1 protein-coding gene is annotated in these 19,093 nt (G+C 73.6%); it reads right to left on the bottom strand.

The genetic code is table 11. The annotated features are described in order from the left end of the window. Positions 1 to 22: 22 nt before the first annotated feature. Positions 23 to 19,060 (bottom strand): SDR family NAD(P)-dependent oxidoreductase, encoded by a 19,038-nt coding sequence (locus ACH4TL_RS11315; protein ID WP_398425227.1) that lies wholly within the window; start codon positions 19,058 to 19,060, stop codon positions 23 to 25. Between the last annotated feature and the right edge of the window lie 33 nt (positions 19,061 to 19,093).

Raw genomic sequence — 19,093 nt, forward strand, 5'->3', positions numbered from 1 at the left:
CGTCGGCGGGCCCCTGGCCGGGTCATGAGAGACCCAGTTCGTTGTCGATGAAGTCGAAGATCTCGTCGTCCGTCGCGGATTCGATCGTCACGCCCTCCGGGCCCGGCTGCTCCGCCGCGGCGTCCTCCGGGCCGCCCAGTGTCAGCAGGAGGGCCCGCATGCGCGCGGCCACAGCGGTGCGGACACCGGGGACGGCCGTCCGCAGACCGCTCTCCAGCCGGTCCAGCTCGGCCACCAGCGACTGCGGAACCTCGTCCGGGGCCCGCTCGGGCGCCAGTTCGGCCCGCAGCATGGTGGCCAGCTGCACCGGGGTGGGGTAGTCGAACAGGGTGGTGGGCGGCAGCCGCAGGCCGGTGGCGTGGTTGAGGTTGTTGCGGAACTCGACCGTCGTGAGCGAGTCGAGCCCCATCTCCAGGAATCCGCTGTCGGCGTCGATGGCGTCCGGCGAGCCGTGCCCGAGGACCGCGGCCACCTGCCCGCGGAGGTAGGTGAGCAGGATGTCCAGCTGCGTGGCCTCGTCGTGCGGGGCGATCCGCTGCCGCAGGGTGTTCGGGTCCGCCGCACCGCCCGTGGCGGCGGCCCGCCGGGCCCGGGAGCGGACCAGCCCCTGCAACACCGGGGGAACCGGGGCGTCGCCGTCGCCCAGCCGGGCCAGGTCCAGCTTCGCGGGCACCAGCAGCGCCCGGGGCGAGCCCAGCGCGAGGTCGAGCAGGCCCAGCGCCTGCGCGGTGCGCATCGAGCCGATGCCACCGCGGCCCAGCCGCGCCCGGCCGACCGGGTCGAGACCCGCGGTCAGTTCGCTGGTCTGCGCCCACAGGCCCCACGCCAGCGAGAGACCCGGGAGTCCGAGCCCCCGGCGGTGGGCGGCGAGCCCGTCCAGGAAGGTGTTCGCCGCCGCGTAGTTGGCCTGCCCGGCGTTGCCGATCGCCCCGGCCGCCGAGGAGAACAGCACGAACGCGGCCAGGTCCAGGTCCTGCGTCAGCCGGTGCAGATGCGCGGCGGCGTCGATCTTGGGCCGCAGCACCGCCGACAGCCGCTCCGGCGTCAGCGAGGCGATGGCGGCGTCGTCCAGCACTCCGGCCGTGTGGAACACCCCGCTCAGCGGGTGTGCGTCGGGAACCGACCGCAGCAGTCCGGCCACCGCCTCGGCGTCCGCGGTGTCACAGGCCGCCACGGAAACCTCGGCGCCCAGCGCCTTCAACTCCGCGGCCAGCTCCGTCGCGCCGTCCGCCGCCGGTCCGCGCCGGCTGGCCAGCAGCAGATGCCGTACGCCGTGCCGCTCCACGAGATGGCGGGCCAGCAGGCCGCCGAGGGTGCCGGTGCCACCGGTGATGAGCACGGTCCCCTCGGGGTCGAGCCCGGCGCCGTTCCCTCCCTCGTCGGTCTCCGGCGTGGGCAGCGCCGCGCGCACCAGCCGTGGCACGCGCAGCTCACCGCCGCGGATGGCGAGCTGTGGTTCTCCCGTGGCGAGCGCCGCCGGGAGCGCGCGGTACGAGGCGTCCGACTCGTCCAGGTCGACGAGCACGAACCGGCCGGGATACTCCGCGTCAGCGGTGCGCATCAGGCCCCACACCGTGGCCGCCGCGGGGTCGGCCACCGGCTCACCGTCCTCCGCGGCCACCGCACCCCGGGTCAGCACCACCAGCCGCGCGTCGGCGAGGGCGTCGTCGGAGACGAAGTCCTGCACCCGGGCGAGGAGTTCGGCGGCAGCGGTGTGCGCGTCCGCCGCCAGGTCGGTGCCATCGGAGCGGGCGGGCCCGGCCACCACGATCTGCGGTGGCTTGGCGCCCTCCGCGCCGAGCGCGGCGAGGGTCGCGTAGTCCACCGCGTCGATTCCGGCGGTACGGAGCGCCGCGGCCACCTCCGTCACACCGACCACCGCCCACGCGCCGCCGCTCTGGGACGCGGGCGCGGGCACCGGGAGCCAGCTCGGCTCGTAGAGGGCGTCGCTCTGCCGGGCGCGGGCGGCGGCGAGCTGATCCGGCGCCACCTCGCGCATGGCCAGCCCGGCGATGCTCAGCACGGGAGCGCCGGTGGCGTCGGCCACGGAGAGGGACATCACGTCCCGCTCCGCACGCGACAGCCGCACCCGCAACCGGGACGCGCCGACCGCGTGGAGGGCCGCACCGCTCCAGGAGAAGGGCAGCCGCACGCGCTCCGACTCGTACCAGAACAGCATCAGCGGGTGCAGCGCCGAGTCCAGCAGGGCCGGGTGGACGCCGTACGCCTCCGGGTCCGTGCCGTCCGGGAGCGCGATCTCCGCGTAGAGGGTGTCGCCGACCCGCCAGCCCGCCCGGAAGCCCCGGAACAGCGGCCCGTACTCGTATCCGCGTCCGATGAACCCGCGGTAGAACTCCTCGACGTCGACGGACTCACCCTCGGCGGGCGGCCACGACGTGAGGTCGAACGCGGGCTCCGGCGCGGAGTCGGCGAGGAAACCACTGGCGTGGCGGGTCCACTCGGCCGTCTCCTCGGCCGCGTCGCCCTCCGACGAGAACAGCGCGAACGTCCGCCGCCCCGCCTCGTCCGCTGCTCCCACGGTGAGCCGCAGCTGCCGGGCCCCCCGCTCCGGCACCGCCAGGAAGGCGTGGTGCGTCAGCTCTTCGAGCTGATCGCAGCCGACGTAGGTGGCCGCGTGCAGCAGCAGATCCACGAAGGCCACACCCGGCAGGACGACCGTGCCATGGACGACGTGATCGCTCAGCCACGGCTGGGCCTTGAGCGACACCTCGCCCGTGAACACGGCGCCTTCCCCGTCGGGGAGGGTGATGGCCGCGGTGAGGAGCGGGTGGGTGGAGGTGTTCGCGGCGCTGGTGGTGGGCTTCGAGGTCTCCAGCCAGTAGCGCTGTCGCTGGAAGGGGTAGGTGGGGAGATGGGTGTGGGTGGTGGTGGCGCCGATCAGGGGTGTCCAGTCGACGCGGATGCCGTGGGTGTGTGCGGTGGCCAGGGCGGTGAGGAGAGTGTGGTCCTCGTCCCGGTCGCGGTGCAGGACGGGGATGAACGTGACGTCGTCGGTCAGGGTGTCCTGGGCCATGGTGGTGAGGGTGGCGTCGGGGCCGAGCTCGAGGTAGTGGCGGACGCCGTGGGTGTGGAGAGCTGTGATGCCGTCGGCGAAGCGGACGGCTTCGCGGACGTGGCGGACCCAGTACCCGGGTGTGGTGACCTCGTCCGGGTCGGCCAGTCCGCCGGTGAGGTTGGAGACGAGAGGAATGACCGGTGCGTGGTACGTGAGCTGTCCCGCGATGCGTGTGAACTCCTCCAGCATGGGGTCCATATGGGGGGAGTGGAACGCGTGGGAGACGGTCAGCCTGCGGGTCTTCACGCCGCGTTCGGCCAGCGTGGACGCGATCTCGGTGGTGGCTTGTTCGTCGCCGGAGATGACCAGGGAGGTGGGGCCGTTGACGGCGGCGATGGCCACCTCGTGCTCACGGCCCTCCAACAGCGGCCGGACGTCGTCCTCGGTGGCGCGCAGGGACACCATGGCGCCGGTGGCCGGCAGGGCCTGCATGAGGGCGCCGCGGGCGGCGACCAGGCGGCAGGCGTCGTCGAGGGTGAGGATTCCGGCGATGTGGGCTGCGGTGACTTCGCCGATGGAGTGGCCGGTGACGTAGTCGGGTGTGATCCCGAAGGACTCCATGAGGCGGTAGAGGGCGGTTTCGAGGGCGAAGAGGGCGGGCTGGGTGTAGTGGGTCTGGTTCAGCGGGCCCTGGTCTTCGGCGAAGACGACGTCCTTGAGGTGCTGTTCGGCGTCGAGGTACTGGTCGAGTGTGGTGCAGACCTCGTCGAAGGCGTCGCGGAAGACGGGGTGGGTGTCGTAGAGCGTGCGTCCCATGCCCGCGCGCTGGGAGCCCTGGCCGGTGAACAGGAATGCGGTCTTGCCCGGGTGCGGGGTGCCGTGGACCACGGCGGGCGACGGTTCGCCACGGGTGAGGGCTTCCAGCGCGCGGTCGAACGCCTCGGGCTCGTCCGCCACCACCACGGCCCGGTGGTCGAAGGTGGTGCGGGTGGTGGCCAGCGCATGGGCGATGACGGTCGGGTGCGCGGCGGTGTGGTCGAGGAGGCGCCGGGCCTGGTCGCGGAGGGCCTGTTCGGTCCTGCCGGAGAGGAGCCAGGGGACGGTGATGGTGTCCGCCGGGGCTTCCGGGGCGGGAGCGGGCTCGGGCGCTTGTTCGAGGATGAGGTGGGCGTTGGTGCCGCTGATGCCGAAGGACGACACGGCGGCACGGCGGGGACGCTCGGTCTCGGGCCAGGCCCGCGCCTCGGTGAGCAGCTGGACCTTGCCCGAGTCCCAGTCGATGTGCGGGCTGGGCTCATCGACGTGGAGCGTCTTGGGCAGCGTGCCGTGGCGCATGGCCTGGATCATCTTGATGACGCCACCGATACCGGCGGCCGCTTGCGCGTGGCCGATGTTGGACTTGAAGGACCCGAGCCACAGGGGCTCCTCGCGGTCCTGTCCGTAGGTGGCGAGCAGGGCCTGTGCCTCGATGGGGTCGCCCAGGGTGGTGCCGGTGCCATGGCCCTCCACCGCGTCCACCTCGTCCGGGGCGAGCCCGGCGTTGGCCAGGGCCGCGGTGATGACGCGCTGCTGGGACGGGCCGTTGGGGGCGGTGAGGCCGTTGGAGGCGCCGTCCTGGTTGACGGCCGAGCCGCGGATGACGGCGAGGACGCGGTGTCCGTTGGCCTGGGCGTCGGAGAGGCGTTCGAGCAGGATCATGCCCGCGCCCTCGGCCCAGATCGTGCCGTCGGCAGATGCGGAGAACGACTTGCAGCGGCCGTCCGGCGCCAGCCCGCGCTGGCGGCTGAACTCCAGGAACATCCCGGCGTTCGCCATGATCGTGGTTCCACCGGCCAGCGCCATCGAGCACTCGCCGCTCCGCAGCGACTGGCTTGCCAGGTGCAGCGCCACCAGCGACGACGAGCAGGCCGTGTCGACCGTGACGGCCGGGCCCTCGAAGCCGAACGTGTACGCCACGCGCCCGGACGCCACGCTCGCCGTCGTACCCGTCAGCAGATAGCCCTCGACGGGTTCGCCGCCGTGGTGCGTCAGCGAGACGTACTCCTGGGCGGCCACCCCGGCGAAGACGCCGGTGTCGCTGCCGCGCAGGGTGTCGGGCCGCAGCCCCGCGTCCTCGAACGCCTCCCACGCGGTCTCCAGCAGGAAGCGCTGCTGGGGGTCGAGTGCCAGGGCCTCACGCGGGGTGATGCCGAAGAACTCGGGGTCGAAGCGGTCGGCGTCGTAGAGGAAGCCGCCCTTCTGCACGTAGGTCTTGCCGCGCACATCCGGGTCGGGGTCGTAGAGGTTCTCGACGTCCCAGCCGCGGTTGTCCGGGAATTCGCCCACCGCGTCCCGGCCCTCGGCCACCAGCCGCCACAGCTCCTCCGGGCTGCTGGCGCCACCGGGGAAGCGGCAGCCCATGCCGACGATCGCGATCGGCTCGGCCGTGTCGGTCGCCACCGGTGCGGTACGGGCGGTACGGCGGGCCACCTGGGCGCCGGACTCCTCCTGCCCGCTGCCCACCAGCTCGCCGCGCATGTAGTTCGCCAGCACCGTGGGCGTGGGGTAGTCGAACAGCAGGGTGGACGGCAGGCGCATCCCGGACGCCTTGTTGAGCGAGTTGCGCAGCTCCACCGAGCTGAGCGAGTCGAAACCGAGGTCCTTGAACGAGTGTGCGGGATCGATCGCGTCCGGCGAGCCGTGTCCGAGGACGCTGGCCACGTGACCGCGCAGGAAGTCCAGCAGGACCCGGCGCTGTTCGGGCTCGGTACGACCGTTGAGCGACTGCCGCAGCCCACCCGCGTCGCCTCCGGCGGCGGCCGACTGGGCGGCGCTGCGCAGCGGGGTACGGACCAGTCCACGGAAGATCGGCGCCACGGGGGCGGAGGCGGCGCGGGCGCGCAGGCCAGCGAGATCGAGCTTGGCCGGGACCACCACGGCCGTGGCCGCCTCCAGCGCCGCGTCGAAGTGGGCGAGCGCCTGTTCGGCGGGCATCGGCAGCAGCCCGTTGCGGTTCATGCGGGCCCGGTCCTGCTCGTCCAGGGTCCCGGCCATGCCGCCGCCCTGCTCCCACAGCCCCCAGGCGAGCGAGGTCGCGGGCAGTCCGCACGCACGGCGGTGCTGGGCGAGCCCGTCCAGGAAGCTGTTGGCGGCCGCGTAGTTGGCCTGCCCGGGAGAGCCGAGGACACCGACCGCCGACGAGTACAGCACGAAGGCGTCCAGGTCCATGTCCCGGGTCAGCTGATGGAGGTTCCACGCGGCGTCCACCTTCGGGCGGAGCACCCCGTCGAACCGCTCGGGACTGAGCGCCGTCACGATGCCGTCGTCCAGCGTCCCGGCGCAGTGCACCACCGCGCCGAGCGGATGCTCCTCCGGCAGGCTTCCGAGCAGCGCCTCCAGCGACTGCCGGTCGGCCGCGTCGCACGCCGCCACCGTGGCCTCGGCGCCGAGCTCGGCGAGTTCCGCGGCGATGGTGCTTGTCCCCTGCGGGCCGCTCCGGCTGATGAGCAGCAGCCTCCTGACACCGTACGCGGTGACCAGGTGGCGGGCGAGCAGCGTGCCCAGGGCGCCGGTGCCGCCGGTGATGAGGACCGTCTTGTCCGGTGTGAAGGACACCGGTGAGGTCTCAGCGGTGGCGGTGCGGGCGAGACGGGGAGTGAGAAGCGCCCCGTCACGCACGGCGAGTTGCGGTTCCGTCGTGGCCAGGGCGGCCGGGACGGCGCTCAGTGAGGCGTCCGAGCCGTCGAGGTCGATCAGCGTGAACCGGTCCGGGTGCTCCGACTGAGCGGTGCGGATCAGTCCCCAGACCGCCGCCCCTGCCAGGTCGGTGACCTCGTCGCCGGGGCCGGTGGACATCGCGCCCCTGGTGAGGATCGCCAGGCGGGAGTCCGGCCGGTCGTCGGACACGACGGCCTGGACGAGGCCGAGCACCCGGTGGGTGAGGGCGCGGGTGGTCTCCGCGGGGTCGGCATCGTTCCCGGACACACACCAGGTGACGAACACCTCGGGCCCGGTGGCGTCGTCGTCCCGCCGCGCGGCCGGGAGCGCCACCGCGTCCTGCGGGATCTCGACGGTGTCCCGCACCGCGTCCTCGGGCGTCGGGACGGACGTCCAGCCGACCTCGTACAGCTCCCCGGCGTCGGCGGCCCGCGCGGCGGCGAGCTGCTCGGGGCCGACCGACCGCATGATGAGGGCGTCGATGGTCATCACCGGCGCACCCGTTTGATCAGCGATGACCATCGACACCGTGTCCGGTGTGGGCCACATCTGACGGATACGCAGGGCCCTGGCCCCCGTCGCGTGGAGGGACACGCCGCTCCACGAGAACGGCACCCTGATGGTGTCGTCCGCCACCTCGCGCCCCGCGACGAGCGCCGCGGGCTGGAGCGCCGAGTCGAGCAGACCGGCGTGGATGCCGTACGCGCCGGGATCGGCGTCCGCGGGGAGGGACACTTCCGCGTAGGTGGTGTCCCCGTCCCGCCAGGCCGCGCGCATCCCGCGGAACAGCGGTCCGTAGCCGAAGCCAGCGCCGGTGACCCGCCGGTAGAACTCCTCCGTGTCCATGGGCGTCGCGGCGGCCGGGGGCCAGACCTCGTCCGTCAGCACACCGGCCGTGACCGGAGCTTCCCGCTCCTGGGGCGCGAGGACGCCCGTGGCATGGCAGGTCCACTCGTTCTCGGCCGGGGCGTCCTCGGGCCGGGAGTAGACCGCGAGGGAGCGCCGCCCGGATTCGTCCGCCGATTCGACCAGGACCCGTAGCTGGAGCGCGCCGCGCTCCGGGACGGCGAGAAAGACATGATGGGTGAGTTCTTCGATATGTCCGCAGTCCACATGGCGTGCCGCGTGGAGGAGGAGATCGACGAAGGCCACACCGGGCACGATCATCGCGCCGAAGATGGCGTGTTCGGCCACCCAGGCGGGGTCGGATCCGGTGATGCGGCCGGTGAAGAGATGTCCGCCGCCGTTGGGCAGTTCGGCCAGGGTGGTCAGCACCGGGTGGCCGGTCGCCGTCAGCCCCAGCCCGTCCGCGCCCACCGTGGGCCTGGGCCTCTCCAGCCAGAAGCGCTGTCGCTGGAAGGGGTAGGTGGGGAGGGCGGTATGGGTGCCGGTGGCGCCGATCAGGGGTGTCCAGTCGACGCGGACGCCGTGGGTGTGCGCGGTGGCCAGGGCGGTGAGGAAGGTGTGGCTCTCGTCCCGGTCGCGGCGCAGGACGGGGATGAACGCGATGTCCTCGGTGCCGTCGGTGAGGCTGTCCTGCGCCATGGTGGTGAGGGTGGCGTCGGGGCCGAGTTCGAGGTAGTGGCGGACGCCGTGGGCGTGCAGGGCGGTGATGCCGTCGGAGAAGCGGACGGCTTCGCGGACGTGGCGGACCCAGTACGCGGGCGTGGTGATCTCGTCGGGGTTGGCCAGTTCGCCGGTGAGGTTGGAGACGACCGGGATGGTGGGGGAGTGGTAGGTGAGTTCTCCGGCGATGCGTGCGAACTCCTCCAGCATGGGGTCCATGTGGGGGGAGTGGAACGCGTGGGAGACGGTGAGGCGGCGGGTCTTGATGCCCTCTTGGGCGAGGGTAGTGGCGATGTCGGTGGTGGCTTGTTCGTCGCCGGAGATGACCAGGGAGGTGGGGCCGTTGACGGCGGCGATGGCCACCTCGTGCTCACGGCCTTCCAGCAGCGGGCGTATCCGCTCCTCGGTGGCGCGCACCGAGATCATGGCGCCCCCGGCCGGGAGCTTCTGCATCAGTGAGCCGCGTGCGGCCACCAGATAGCAGGCGTCGTCGAGGGTGAGGATTCCGGCGATGTGGGCTGCGGTGAGTTCGCCGATGGAGTGGCCGGTGACGTAGTCGGGTGTGATCCCGAAGGACTCCATGAGGCGGTAGAGGGCGGTTTCGAGGGCGAAGAGGGCGGGCTGGGTGTAGTGGGTCTGGTTCAGCGGGCCCTGGTCTTCGGCGAAGACGACGTCCTTGAGGGGCTGTTCGGCGTCGAGGTACTGGTCGAGTGTGGTGCAGACCTCGTCGAAGGCGTCGCGGAAGACGGGGTGGGTGTCGTAGAGGGTGCGTCCCATGCCTGCGCGTTGGGCGCCCTGGCCGGTGAAGAGGAACGCGGTCTTGCCCGGGTGCGGGGTGCCGTGGACCACGGCCGGGGAGGGCTCGCCACGGGTGAGGGCTTCGAGCGCGCGGCCGAACGCCTCGGGCTCGTCCGCCAGCACCACGGCCCGGTGGTGGAAGAGGGCCCGTGTGGTGGCCAGTGCGTGGGCGATGTCGGTCGGGTGCGCCGTGGTGTGGTCGAGGAGCCGCCGGGCCTGGTCGCGAAGGGCCTGCTCGGACTTGGCGGACAGGAGCCACGGGACGGTGGTCGGCCGCGGTGCGGTGTCCGGGGCCGGTTCGAGGCTCGCGGGAGCGGGCTCGGGGGCTTGTTCGAGGATGAGGTGGGCGTTGGTGCCGCTGATGCCGAAGGCGGAGACAGCGGCACGGCGCGGGCGCTCGGTCTCGGGCCAGGCCCGCGCCTCGGTGAGCAGCCGGACGTTGCCGGTGGTCCAGTCGATGTGCGGGCTGGGCTCGTCGACGTGGAGGGTCTTGGGCAGGGCGGCGTGGCGTATGGCCTGGATCATCTTGATGACGCCACCGATACCGGCGGCCGCTTGCGCGTGGCCGATGTTGGACTTGAAGGACCCGAGCCACAGGGGTTCCTCACGGTTCTGCCCGTAGGTGGCGAGCAGGGCCTTCGCCTCGATGGGGTCGCCCAGCGTGGTGCCGGTGCCATGGCCCTCCACCGCGTCGACCTCGTCGGCGGTGAGCCCGGCGCTGGCCAATGCGGCGTTGATGACGCGCTGCTGGGACGGGCCGTTGGGGGCGGTGAGGCCGTTGCTGGCGCCGTCCTGGTTGACGGCCGAGCCGCGGATGACGGCGAGGACGCGGTGTCCGTTGGCCTGGGCGTCGGAGAGGCGTTCGAGCAGGATCATGCCCGCGCCCTCGGCCCAGATCGTGCCGTCTGCGGCCGCGGAGAACGACTTGCAGCGGCCGTCCGGCGCCAGCCCGCGCTGGCGGCTGAACTCCAGGAACATCCCGGCGTTGGCCATCACGGTGGCGCCACCGGCGAGCGCCATGGAGCATTCGTCGCTCCGCAGCGACTGGCAGGCCATGTGGAGGGCCACCAGCGAGGAGGAGCACGCGGTGTCGACGGTGACGGCCGGACCTTCGAAGCCGAACGTGTACGCCACGCGCCCGGATGCCACGCTCGCCGTCGTACCCGTCAGCAGGAAGCCGTCGACGGGCTCGCTGCCCTCGTGGACGAGGGAGCCGTACTCCTGGGTGACCACTCCGGCGAAGACGCCGGTGGCGCTGCCGTCCAGGGCGTCGGGCCGGAGCCCCGCGTCCTCGAACGTCTCCCAGGCGGTCTCCAGCAGCAGCCGCTGCTGGGGGTCGAGCGCGAGGGCTTCGCGGGGGCTGATGCCGAAGAACTCGGCGTCGAACTCGGCCGCGTCGTACAGGAAGCCGCCCTCGCGGGCGTAGGTCTTGCCGCGCACATCGGGGTCGGGGTCGTACAGGTCGTCGAGGTCCCAGCCGCGGTTGTCCGGGAATTCGCCCACGGCGTCCCGGCCCTCGGCCACCAGCCGCCACAGCTCCTCCGGGCTGCTGGCGCCACCGGGGAAGCGGCACGCCATGCCGACGATCGCGATCGGCTCGGCGTCGTCCGCGACGGGCGTGGCGGCCTTCGCGGGAGCGGTGTCGGCGGCGCGCGGGGTGCTTTCGGCGTCCGCCGCCTCGGCGGGGGCCACCGGCAGCGGGGCGTCACCGACCAGTTCGTCCTTGAGGTGGGTGATCAGGGCGGCGGGGGTGGGGTGGTCGAACAGCATGGTGGACGGCAGATGCAGCCCCACCGCCTCGCCCAGCACCATGAGCAGTTCGATGCCCGCGAGCGAGTCGAAGCCCAGGTCCTTGAAGGAGGTTCCCGGGTCTATGGCGGGCGGCGAGCTGTGGCCCAGGACGGTGGCGATGTGCAGACGCAGGACGTCCAGCAGAAGATCGCGCTGCTCGGCCTCGGGCAGCCCGGCGAGCCGCCCGCGCAGCGAGGTGTCCCGGCCGGTGTCCCCTGTGTCGCCCGTGTCGCCCGCCCGGCCGGCGGCCGGGGCCTGAGCGGGAACCAGGTCGGCGAGCAGCGGGGACAGCGCGCTCGACGCCCGCTGCGCGCGTCCGCCGGTGACATCGAGCCCGGTGGGTACGAGCACCGTACGCCCGGCCGCGAGGGCCGCGTCGAACAGCGCGAGCGCCCGGGGCGTGGGCATCGGCGCCAGGCCCTCACGGCTCATCCGGGCCAGGTCGCGCTCGCTCAGGGCGCCGCCCATGCCGCCGTCCTCCGCCCAGAGGCCCCAGGCGAGGGAGGTGGCGGGCAGTCCGTGTCCGCGGCGGTGGTGGGCGAGCGCGTCGAGGAAGGCGTTCGCGGCGGCGTAGTTGGCCTGTCCCGCCGTGCCCAGGGTGCCCGCCACGGAGGAGAACAGCACGAACGCGGTCAGATCGGCGTCCCGGGTCGCCAGGTGGAGGTTCCACGCGCCGTCGGCCTTGGGGCGCAGCACCGTGCCCAGCCGGTCCTCGTCGAGGTCGGTGACCACGCCGTCGCTCAGGACACCCGCGCAGTGCACCACCGCGCCGAGCGGATGGTCGGCGGGCAGGGTGGCCAGCAGCGCGGCCAGGGCCTCACGGTCGCCGGCATCGCAGGCGGCGACGGTGACCTCGGCGCCGAGGGCGGTCAGCTCCTCGGTGAGGGCGCCCGCCGCGCCGGGGCCGCTCCGGCTGGTCAGCAGCAGCCTCCTGACACCGTGCCGGGTGACCAGGTGGCGCGCGAGGACGGCGCCGAGGGCGCCGGTTCCGCCGGTGATGAGCACCGTACGGTGTGCGTCGAAGGCGGTGGCGGGCGTCGTGGCAGCGGACGGCTCCGCCACCACAGGGGCGAGGCGGGGTACGAGTAACAGCCCGTCCCGCACGGCGAGTTGGGATTCCTCGGCGGAGAGGACCGACTCGATGGCCTCCTCAGAGGCATGCGAGCCGTCGACGTCGAGGAGCGTGAACCGGGCCGGGTGCTCGGACTGGGCCGAGCGGATCAGACCCCACACCGAGGCCGCGGCCGGATCGATCCCGGTGTGGTCCGCGTCGGTGGACACCGCACCCTCGGTGAGGAACACCAGGCGGCAGTCCGGTTCCCCGTCGGCCAGGACAGTCCGGAGCAGATCCAGGGCGTGGCGCGTCGCGGCGTGTGCCGCCTCGGCCTGGTCGGTGTCGCCGTCGACGGCACCCGCGCACCGGGCCAGGACCGTCTTCGGCCGGGCCGCACCGGACCGCAGCGCCGTACGCAGGGCCTCGGCGTCCGGGTACGTCTCGGCCTCGGGGCCGAGCGCCGCCAGCGCCGCGGCGACCAGCCGGTCGCCCGGGTCCCCGACGACGGCCCGGCCCGACCCGTCCTGAGTCACGTCCGAAGGCGCGGACGCCGAACGCCAGATGACCTCGTGGAGCGCGCCGTCGCGGTCGGGCCTGGCCGCGGCCAGCTGCTCGGCGCCGACGGCGCGCAGGACGAGGGAGTCGACGGTCAGCACGGGCGCCCCGGCGGAGTCCATGACCCGCAGCGCGACCGCGTCCGGCGCCGACCGCGCGAGCCGGACCCGCAGGGCGCGCGCACCGGTCGCGTGGAGTGTCACACCGCTCCAGGAGAACGGCACCTGAAGCGTGCCGTCCGCGGAGTCGCCCGCGGCCAGGGCCAGCGGATGGAGGGCGGAGTCCAGCAGCCCGGGGTGGACGCCGTAGGGGCCCGGCGCGGTGCCCGCGGGCAGGGCGACCTCGGCGTAGAGCGTGTCACCTTCGTCGCCGCCGTCACCGCTGCCGCCGTCCCGCCAGGCGGCCTTGAGCCCCTGGAAGAGCGGGCCGTAGCCGAACCCGGCGTCGGCGATCCGCCGGTAGAAGCCCTCGGTGTCGAGGGGTTCGGCGGCGGCAGGGGGCCAGGCCGCGTCGGCGGGGGCGCCGGTGTCCTCGCGGGCCACGCCGAGCGCGCCCGTGGCGTGGCAGGTCCAGTCGGCGCCCGGCGGGGCGTCCTCGGCCCGTGAGTGGACGGCGAAGGTACGCCGCCCCGCGTCGTCCGCCGTCCGGACGAGGACCCGCAGCTGGAGCGCGCCGCGCTCGGGCAGCGCCAGGAAGGTGTGGTGGGTCAGCTCCTCGACGCGGGCGCACCCCGCCAGCGCCGCGGCGTGCAGCAGCATGTCCACGAACGCCACGCCCGGCATCACGGGGGTGCCGAAGACGGCGTGGTCGGCCGCCCAGCCAGGCGTGGTGGCGTTCACCCGGCCGGTCAGGAGCAGGCCGCCCGGGTCGGGGAGTTCGGCCGCGGTGGTCAGGATCGGATGGCCGGTCGCCGTCAGCCCCAGGCCGTCGGCGCCCACGGTGGGCTTCGGCGTCTCCAGCCAGTAGCGCTCGCGCTGGAACGCGTACGTGGGCAGATCGACGGCCGGGTGCGGGGCGTCGCCGAACAGCCGGGCCCAGTCGAGGGCGACGCCCTGGATGTGCAGTCGCCCGAGCGCGCCCATCAGCGCCTGCGGCTCATCCCGGTCGCGGTGGAGGGTGGGGATGAGGGCCGCGCTGTCGGGGTCGGCGAGGCAGTGGCGGACCATGGCCGCCAGGACGCGGTCCGGCCCCAACTCCACATAGCGCGTGGTGCCTTCCGCCTCCAGCCGGGTCACGGCGTCGGCGAACCGAACCGTTCCACGCACATGCCGCACCCAGTACTCGGCGGTGGCCACGTCGCCGTCCGCCACCACCGGGATCCGCGGCTCGGCGTACGTCACACCCTCGGCGACCGCGCGGAAGTGCTCCAGCATCGGGTCCATCAGCGGCGAGTGGAACGCGTGGGAGACGGTCAGGCGGTTCGTACGCCGTTCACCGAGCCGTTCGACGACCGCGGTGACGGCGTCCTCGGTGCCCGAGAGCACCACGGAGGTGGGGCCGTTGACGGCGGCGAGATCCACCTGCTCGGTCAGATACGGGGCCACCTCGTCCTCGGTGGCCTCGACCGCCACCATGGCGCCGCCGGGCGGCAGCGCCCCCATGAGCCGCCCGCGCGCGGTGACCAGCGCGGCGGCGTCCTCCAGCGAGAACACCCCGGCGACATGGGCGGCGGCCAGCTCGCCGATCGAGTGCCCGGTGACGAAGTCGGGGCGTACGCCCCAGGACTCCAGCAGCCGGAACAGCGCCACCTGGACCGCGAAGATCGCGGGCTGGGTGAACTCGGTGCGGTGCAGCGCCTCCTCATCGCCCCACATCACCTCGCGCACGGCGGGGTCGAGCACGCCGCACACCTCGTCGAAGGCGCGCACGAACACCGGGAACGCCTCGTAGAGCCCCCGGCCCATGCCCAGCCGCTGGCTGCCCTGCCCCGTGAACAGGAAGGCCGTTCTGCCGGGGCGTGAGGTGCCGCGCACCAGGGCGGGCGACGGTTCGCCGCTGGCGAGGGCGCCCAGCGCCCGGTCGAACGCCTCGCGGTCGTCCGCCACCAGCGCGGCCCGGTGCGGGAAGTGGGCGCGCGTGGTGGCCAGGGAGCGGCCGATGACGGCAGGGGTGAGGCCGGGGTGGCCGGCCAGGTGGCCGCGCAGCCGCCGGGCCTGCTCCCGCAGGGCCTGCTCGGACTTGCCGGACAGCACCCACGGCAGCACGGCCCCCTGCGGAGCGTCGTGATCCTGCGGCTCCTCCAGGGCCGTGGCCTCGGGCGGGGCTTCGAGGATGAGGTGGGCGTTGGTGCCGCTGATGCCGAACGAGGAGACGGCGGCCCGGCGCGGATGGCCGTTCTCGGGCCAGGGCCGGGCCTCGGCGAGCAGCTGGATGTTGCCGGTGGTCCAGTCGATGTGCGGGCTGGGCTCATCGACGTGGAGGGTCCTCGGCAGCGTGCCGTGGCGCATGGCCTCGATCATCTTGATGACGCCGCCGACACCGGCCGCCGCCTGCGCATGGCCGATGTTGGACTTGAGCGAGCCCAGCCACAGCGGCTCCGCCCGCCCCTGCCCGTAGGTGGCGAGCAGGGCCTGCGCCTCGATGGGGTCGCCCAGCGTGGTGCCCGTGCCATGCCCCTCCACCGCGTCCACCTGGTCGGGGGTGAGCCCGGCGGCGGCCAGCGCGGCGGCGATGACACGCTGCTGCGACGGACCGTTCGGCGCGGTGAGACCGTTCGACGCGCCGTCCTGGTTGACCGCCGAGCCACGTACCACCGCCAGCACGGTACGGCCGTTGCGGCGGGCGTCGGAGAGACGTTCGAGCAGGAGCATGCCCGCGCCCTCGGCCCAGATCGTGCCGTCGGCACCGGCCGCGAACGACTTGCACCGGCCGTCCGCCGCCAGTCCGCGCTGCTGTCCGAACTCCACGAACATGCCCGGGGTCGCCATGACCGTGACGCCGCCCGCCACCGCCAGCGAGCAGTCGCCGACGCGCAGCGCCTGCACCGCCTGGTGCATCGCGACCAGCGACGACGAGCACGCCGTGTCGATCGTCACCGCCGGGCCTTCGAGCCCGAAGGTGTAGGCGAGCCGTCCCGAGGCGACGCTCGCGGTGTTGCCGGTGAGCAGATAGCCCCCGAGCCCGTCGTCGCCCTCGTGCAGCCGCGGGCCGTACTCCTGCGACATGGCGCCCACGAAAACCCCGGTGCCGCTGCCGTGCAGGGTGCCAGGATCGATCCCGGCGCGTTCGAACGCCTCCCAGGTGACCTGCAACAACACCCGCTGCTGCGGGTCCATCGCGGTGGCCTCGCGCGGGCTGATGCCGAAGAACTCCGCGTCGAACTCGGCGGCGTCGTCCAGGAATCCGCCGTGCCGGGTGTAGGTCTTGCCCCGCACCCCGGGCTCGGGGTCGTACAGCGCGTCCAGGTCCCAGCCCCGGTCCGTGGGGAAGCCCGAGATGGCGTCCACACCGCCGTCGACCAGCCGCCACAGCTCCTCGGGCGAACCGGCGCCACCGGGGAAGCGGCAGGCCATGCCGACGACCACGATCGGGTCGTCGGCATCCATCGCCCGCGTCGCGGACAGCACGGGCAACGCGTCGTCGCCCAGGGCAAGTTCGCAGATCTTCCGCGCCAGCCGGGACGGGCTCGGATGGTCGAAGACGACGGTCTCCGGCAGCGCCAGCCCGGTGGCGGCCACCAGGTTCTGCCGCAGCTGCACCGCCATCGTGGAGTCCATGCCCAGCTCACGGAACGCCCGGTCGACATCGACCGTGTCCGTGCTCAGGTGGCCGAGCACGATGGCCGTGCGCAGCCGCACCAGCTCCAGCGCCGCACGGTTCCGCTCGTCCTCCGGCAGCCCGGCGATCCGCTCCGGCCACGTCCGCGTCTCCGCGTCCGCCGCCGGGGCCTCCGCGCGCTCCTGGTGGGCAGCCGGCGCGGTGGGCTCGTACGCGGTGGCCACCTCCGGCCAGTAGCGCTCGCGCTGGAACGCGTACGTGGGCAGCGCCACGCGACGCGGCGTCCGCCCCGCGAAGGCGGCGGACCAGTCCACGGGCAGGCCGCGCACATGAAGCTCGGCCAGGGAGGTCAGCAGCGGCGGCCACGGTGCCTCGTTCCGCCGCAGCGACCCCACGACCAGCGCCTCCGGCAGCGTCTCGCGCAGCCCGAGGGCGAGCACGGGGTGCGGGCTCGACTCGACGAACGTGCCGAAGCCCGCCTCCGCCATGGCCCGGAGCGTCGTCTCGAAGAGGACGGGCTGACGGAGGTTGGTGTACCAGTACGTGGCGTCGAGACCGGCCGTGTCGACGGCGCTCGCCGTGACCGTCGAATAGAACGCGATGTCACACGAGCGCGGCGTCACCCCCGCCAGCTCCTCCAGCAGCCGCTCCCGGATGGCCTCCATGTGCGGCGAGTGCGACGCGAAGTCCACGGCGCTCACGGCCTTCGCCCGGATCCCGTCCGCCTCGCAGCGGGCGAGCAGCGCGGCCACCTCCTCGGGCGCCCCGGCCACCACCGTGGTGCCGGGCCCGTTGACCGCGGCGACGCTCAGGCCCTCGCCGAAGCCGGCGATGTAGTCGGCGACCCGGTCGGCCGGGAGCGGCACCGACGCCATGGCCCCGGTGCCCGCCAGCGTCATGATGGTCCGGCTGCGCAGCGCCACCACCCGGGCGGCGTCCTCCAGGCTGAGCGCTCCCGCGATGTGCGCCGCGGCCACCTCGCCCTGCGAATGCCCGACCACCGCGTCCGGCCGCACGCCCAGCGACTCCCACACCCGGGCCAGCGACACCATCACCGCGAACAGCACCGGCTGCACGACATCCGCGCGCTCCAGGGACGGCCCGCCCGGCTCGGCGGTCAGCGTGTCCAGCAGCGACCAGTCGACGTACGGGGCGAGCGCCGCGTCGCAACGCTCGATCGAGGCGCGGAAGACCGCCGAGGTACGCAGCAGTTCGCGCGCCATGCCCTCCCACTGCGAGCCCTGTCCAGGGAACACCAGCGCCACCTTGCCGTGGTCACCCGTGACACCCGTGATCAGGCCCGGCAGCTCGGCCCCGGACCGCAACGCCTCCAGCTGCGCGCCGTGATCGAGCCCGAGGGCCACGGCGCGGTGCTCGAAGTGGGTGCGGTCGTGGGCCAGCGACCAGCCGATGTCGTACGAGTCGGCGTCGGTGTCCGCCGCCCGCCGCTCCAGCAGCCGTCCGGCCTGGGCGCGCAGGGCCGCCTCCGTACGCCCCGACACCAGCCACGGCGCCAGCGGGACCGCCGACTCCTCGCCCTGCTTCGGGGTCTCCTCCTGAGACGCGGCCTGTTCCGGTCCCTCGCCGAGCACGACGTGGCAGTTCGTCCCGCCCACGCCGAACGAACTCACCCCGGCCAGCAGCGGCGCGTCCGGCCACGGGCCGCACGCCGTCTGGACGCGCAGGTTCAGCGCCTCGGGGTCGATGCGCGGATGCGGCGACGCGTAGTTCAGGCTCGCCGGGATCTCCCGGTGCCGGATGCTCAGCGCCGTCTTGATCAGCCCGACGATGCCCGCCGCGCCCTCCAGATGGCCCACGTTGGTCTTGGCCGAGCCGACGAGCACCGGCGAGCCCGCGGGCCGCGCGCTGCCGTACGCGGCGCCCACGCCCTCGGCCTCCAGCGGATCGCCCGTGGGCGTACCCGTCCCGTGCAGCTCCACGTAGCGCACCCGCGCCGGATCGATCCGCGCGTCCTCGCACGCCTGCCGCGCCACCACCGCCTGCGCCTCGGCGCTGGGCACCGTGAGCCCGTCCGTGGCGCCGTCGTTGTTGACCGCGCTGCCGAGGATGACCCCGTACACCGTGTCCCCGTCGCGCACCGCGTCCGCGAGCGGCTTCAGTACGACGACCCCGCCGCCCTCACCGCGCACGAAGCCGTTGGCCCGCGCGTCGAAGGTGAAGCAGCGCCCGTCCGGCGACAGTCCGCCGAACCGCGCGGCGACCTCTGCGCTCTCGGGCGCGAAGTTCAGCGCCACACCGCCCGCCAGCGCAAGGGTGCACTCGCCTTTGCGCAGGCTCTCCACCGCCAGGTGCACCGCAACCAGCGACGACGACTGCGCGGTGTCGACCGCCAGGCTCGGGCCGCGCAGACCCAGCGCATATGACACCCGGTTGGCGATGACACCGCGGTTCAGACCCGGCAGCGAGTGCTGGGTGATCGCGCCGCCGCGCTGCGCCAGCGCCGCGTAGTCACCGGCGATCGCCCCGACCATCACGCCCGTGGCGGTGGAGCGCAGCGTCTCCGGGACGATGCCCGCGTCCTCCAGCGCCTCCCAGGCCAGCTCGGCGAAGAGCCGCTGCTGCGGGTCGATCGCCACCGCCTCGCGCGGTGAGATGCCGAAGAACGCCGCGTCGAACGCGTCCACCCGGTCCAGGAATCCACCGTGGCGCAGCCCGGCCCGATGCCGTTCCTCCTCGTCCGGCAGCACCGCGTCCGGGTCCCACCGGTCCGGCGGCACCTCGGTGATCGCACTGCGGCCCGCGCGCAGCAACTCCCAGAAGGCACCCGGATCGGGCGCCTGGGGGAGGCGGCACGACACGCCGGTGATTGCGATGGCATCAGTACCGTGAACAAGATCACTCGTCATGGTGGCGAGTGCCTCCCTCATCGCGCGCTGTCG

This window comes from Streptomyces sp. NPDC021115, assembly GCF_044333065.1.
Lineage (GTDB): Bacteria > Actinomycetota > Actinomycetes > Streptomycetales > Streptomycetaceae > Streptomyces.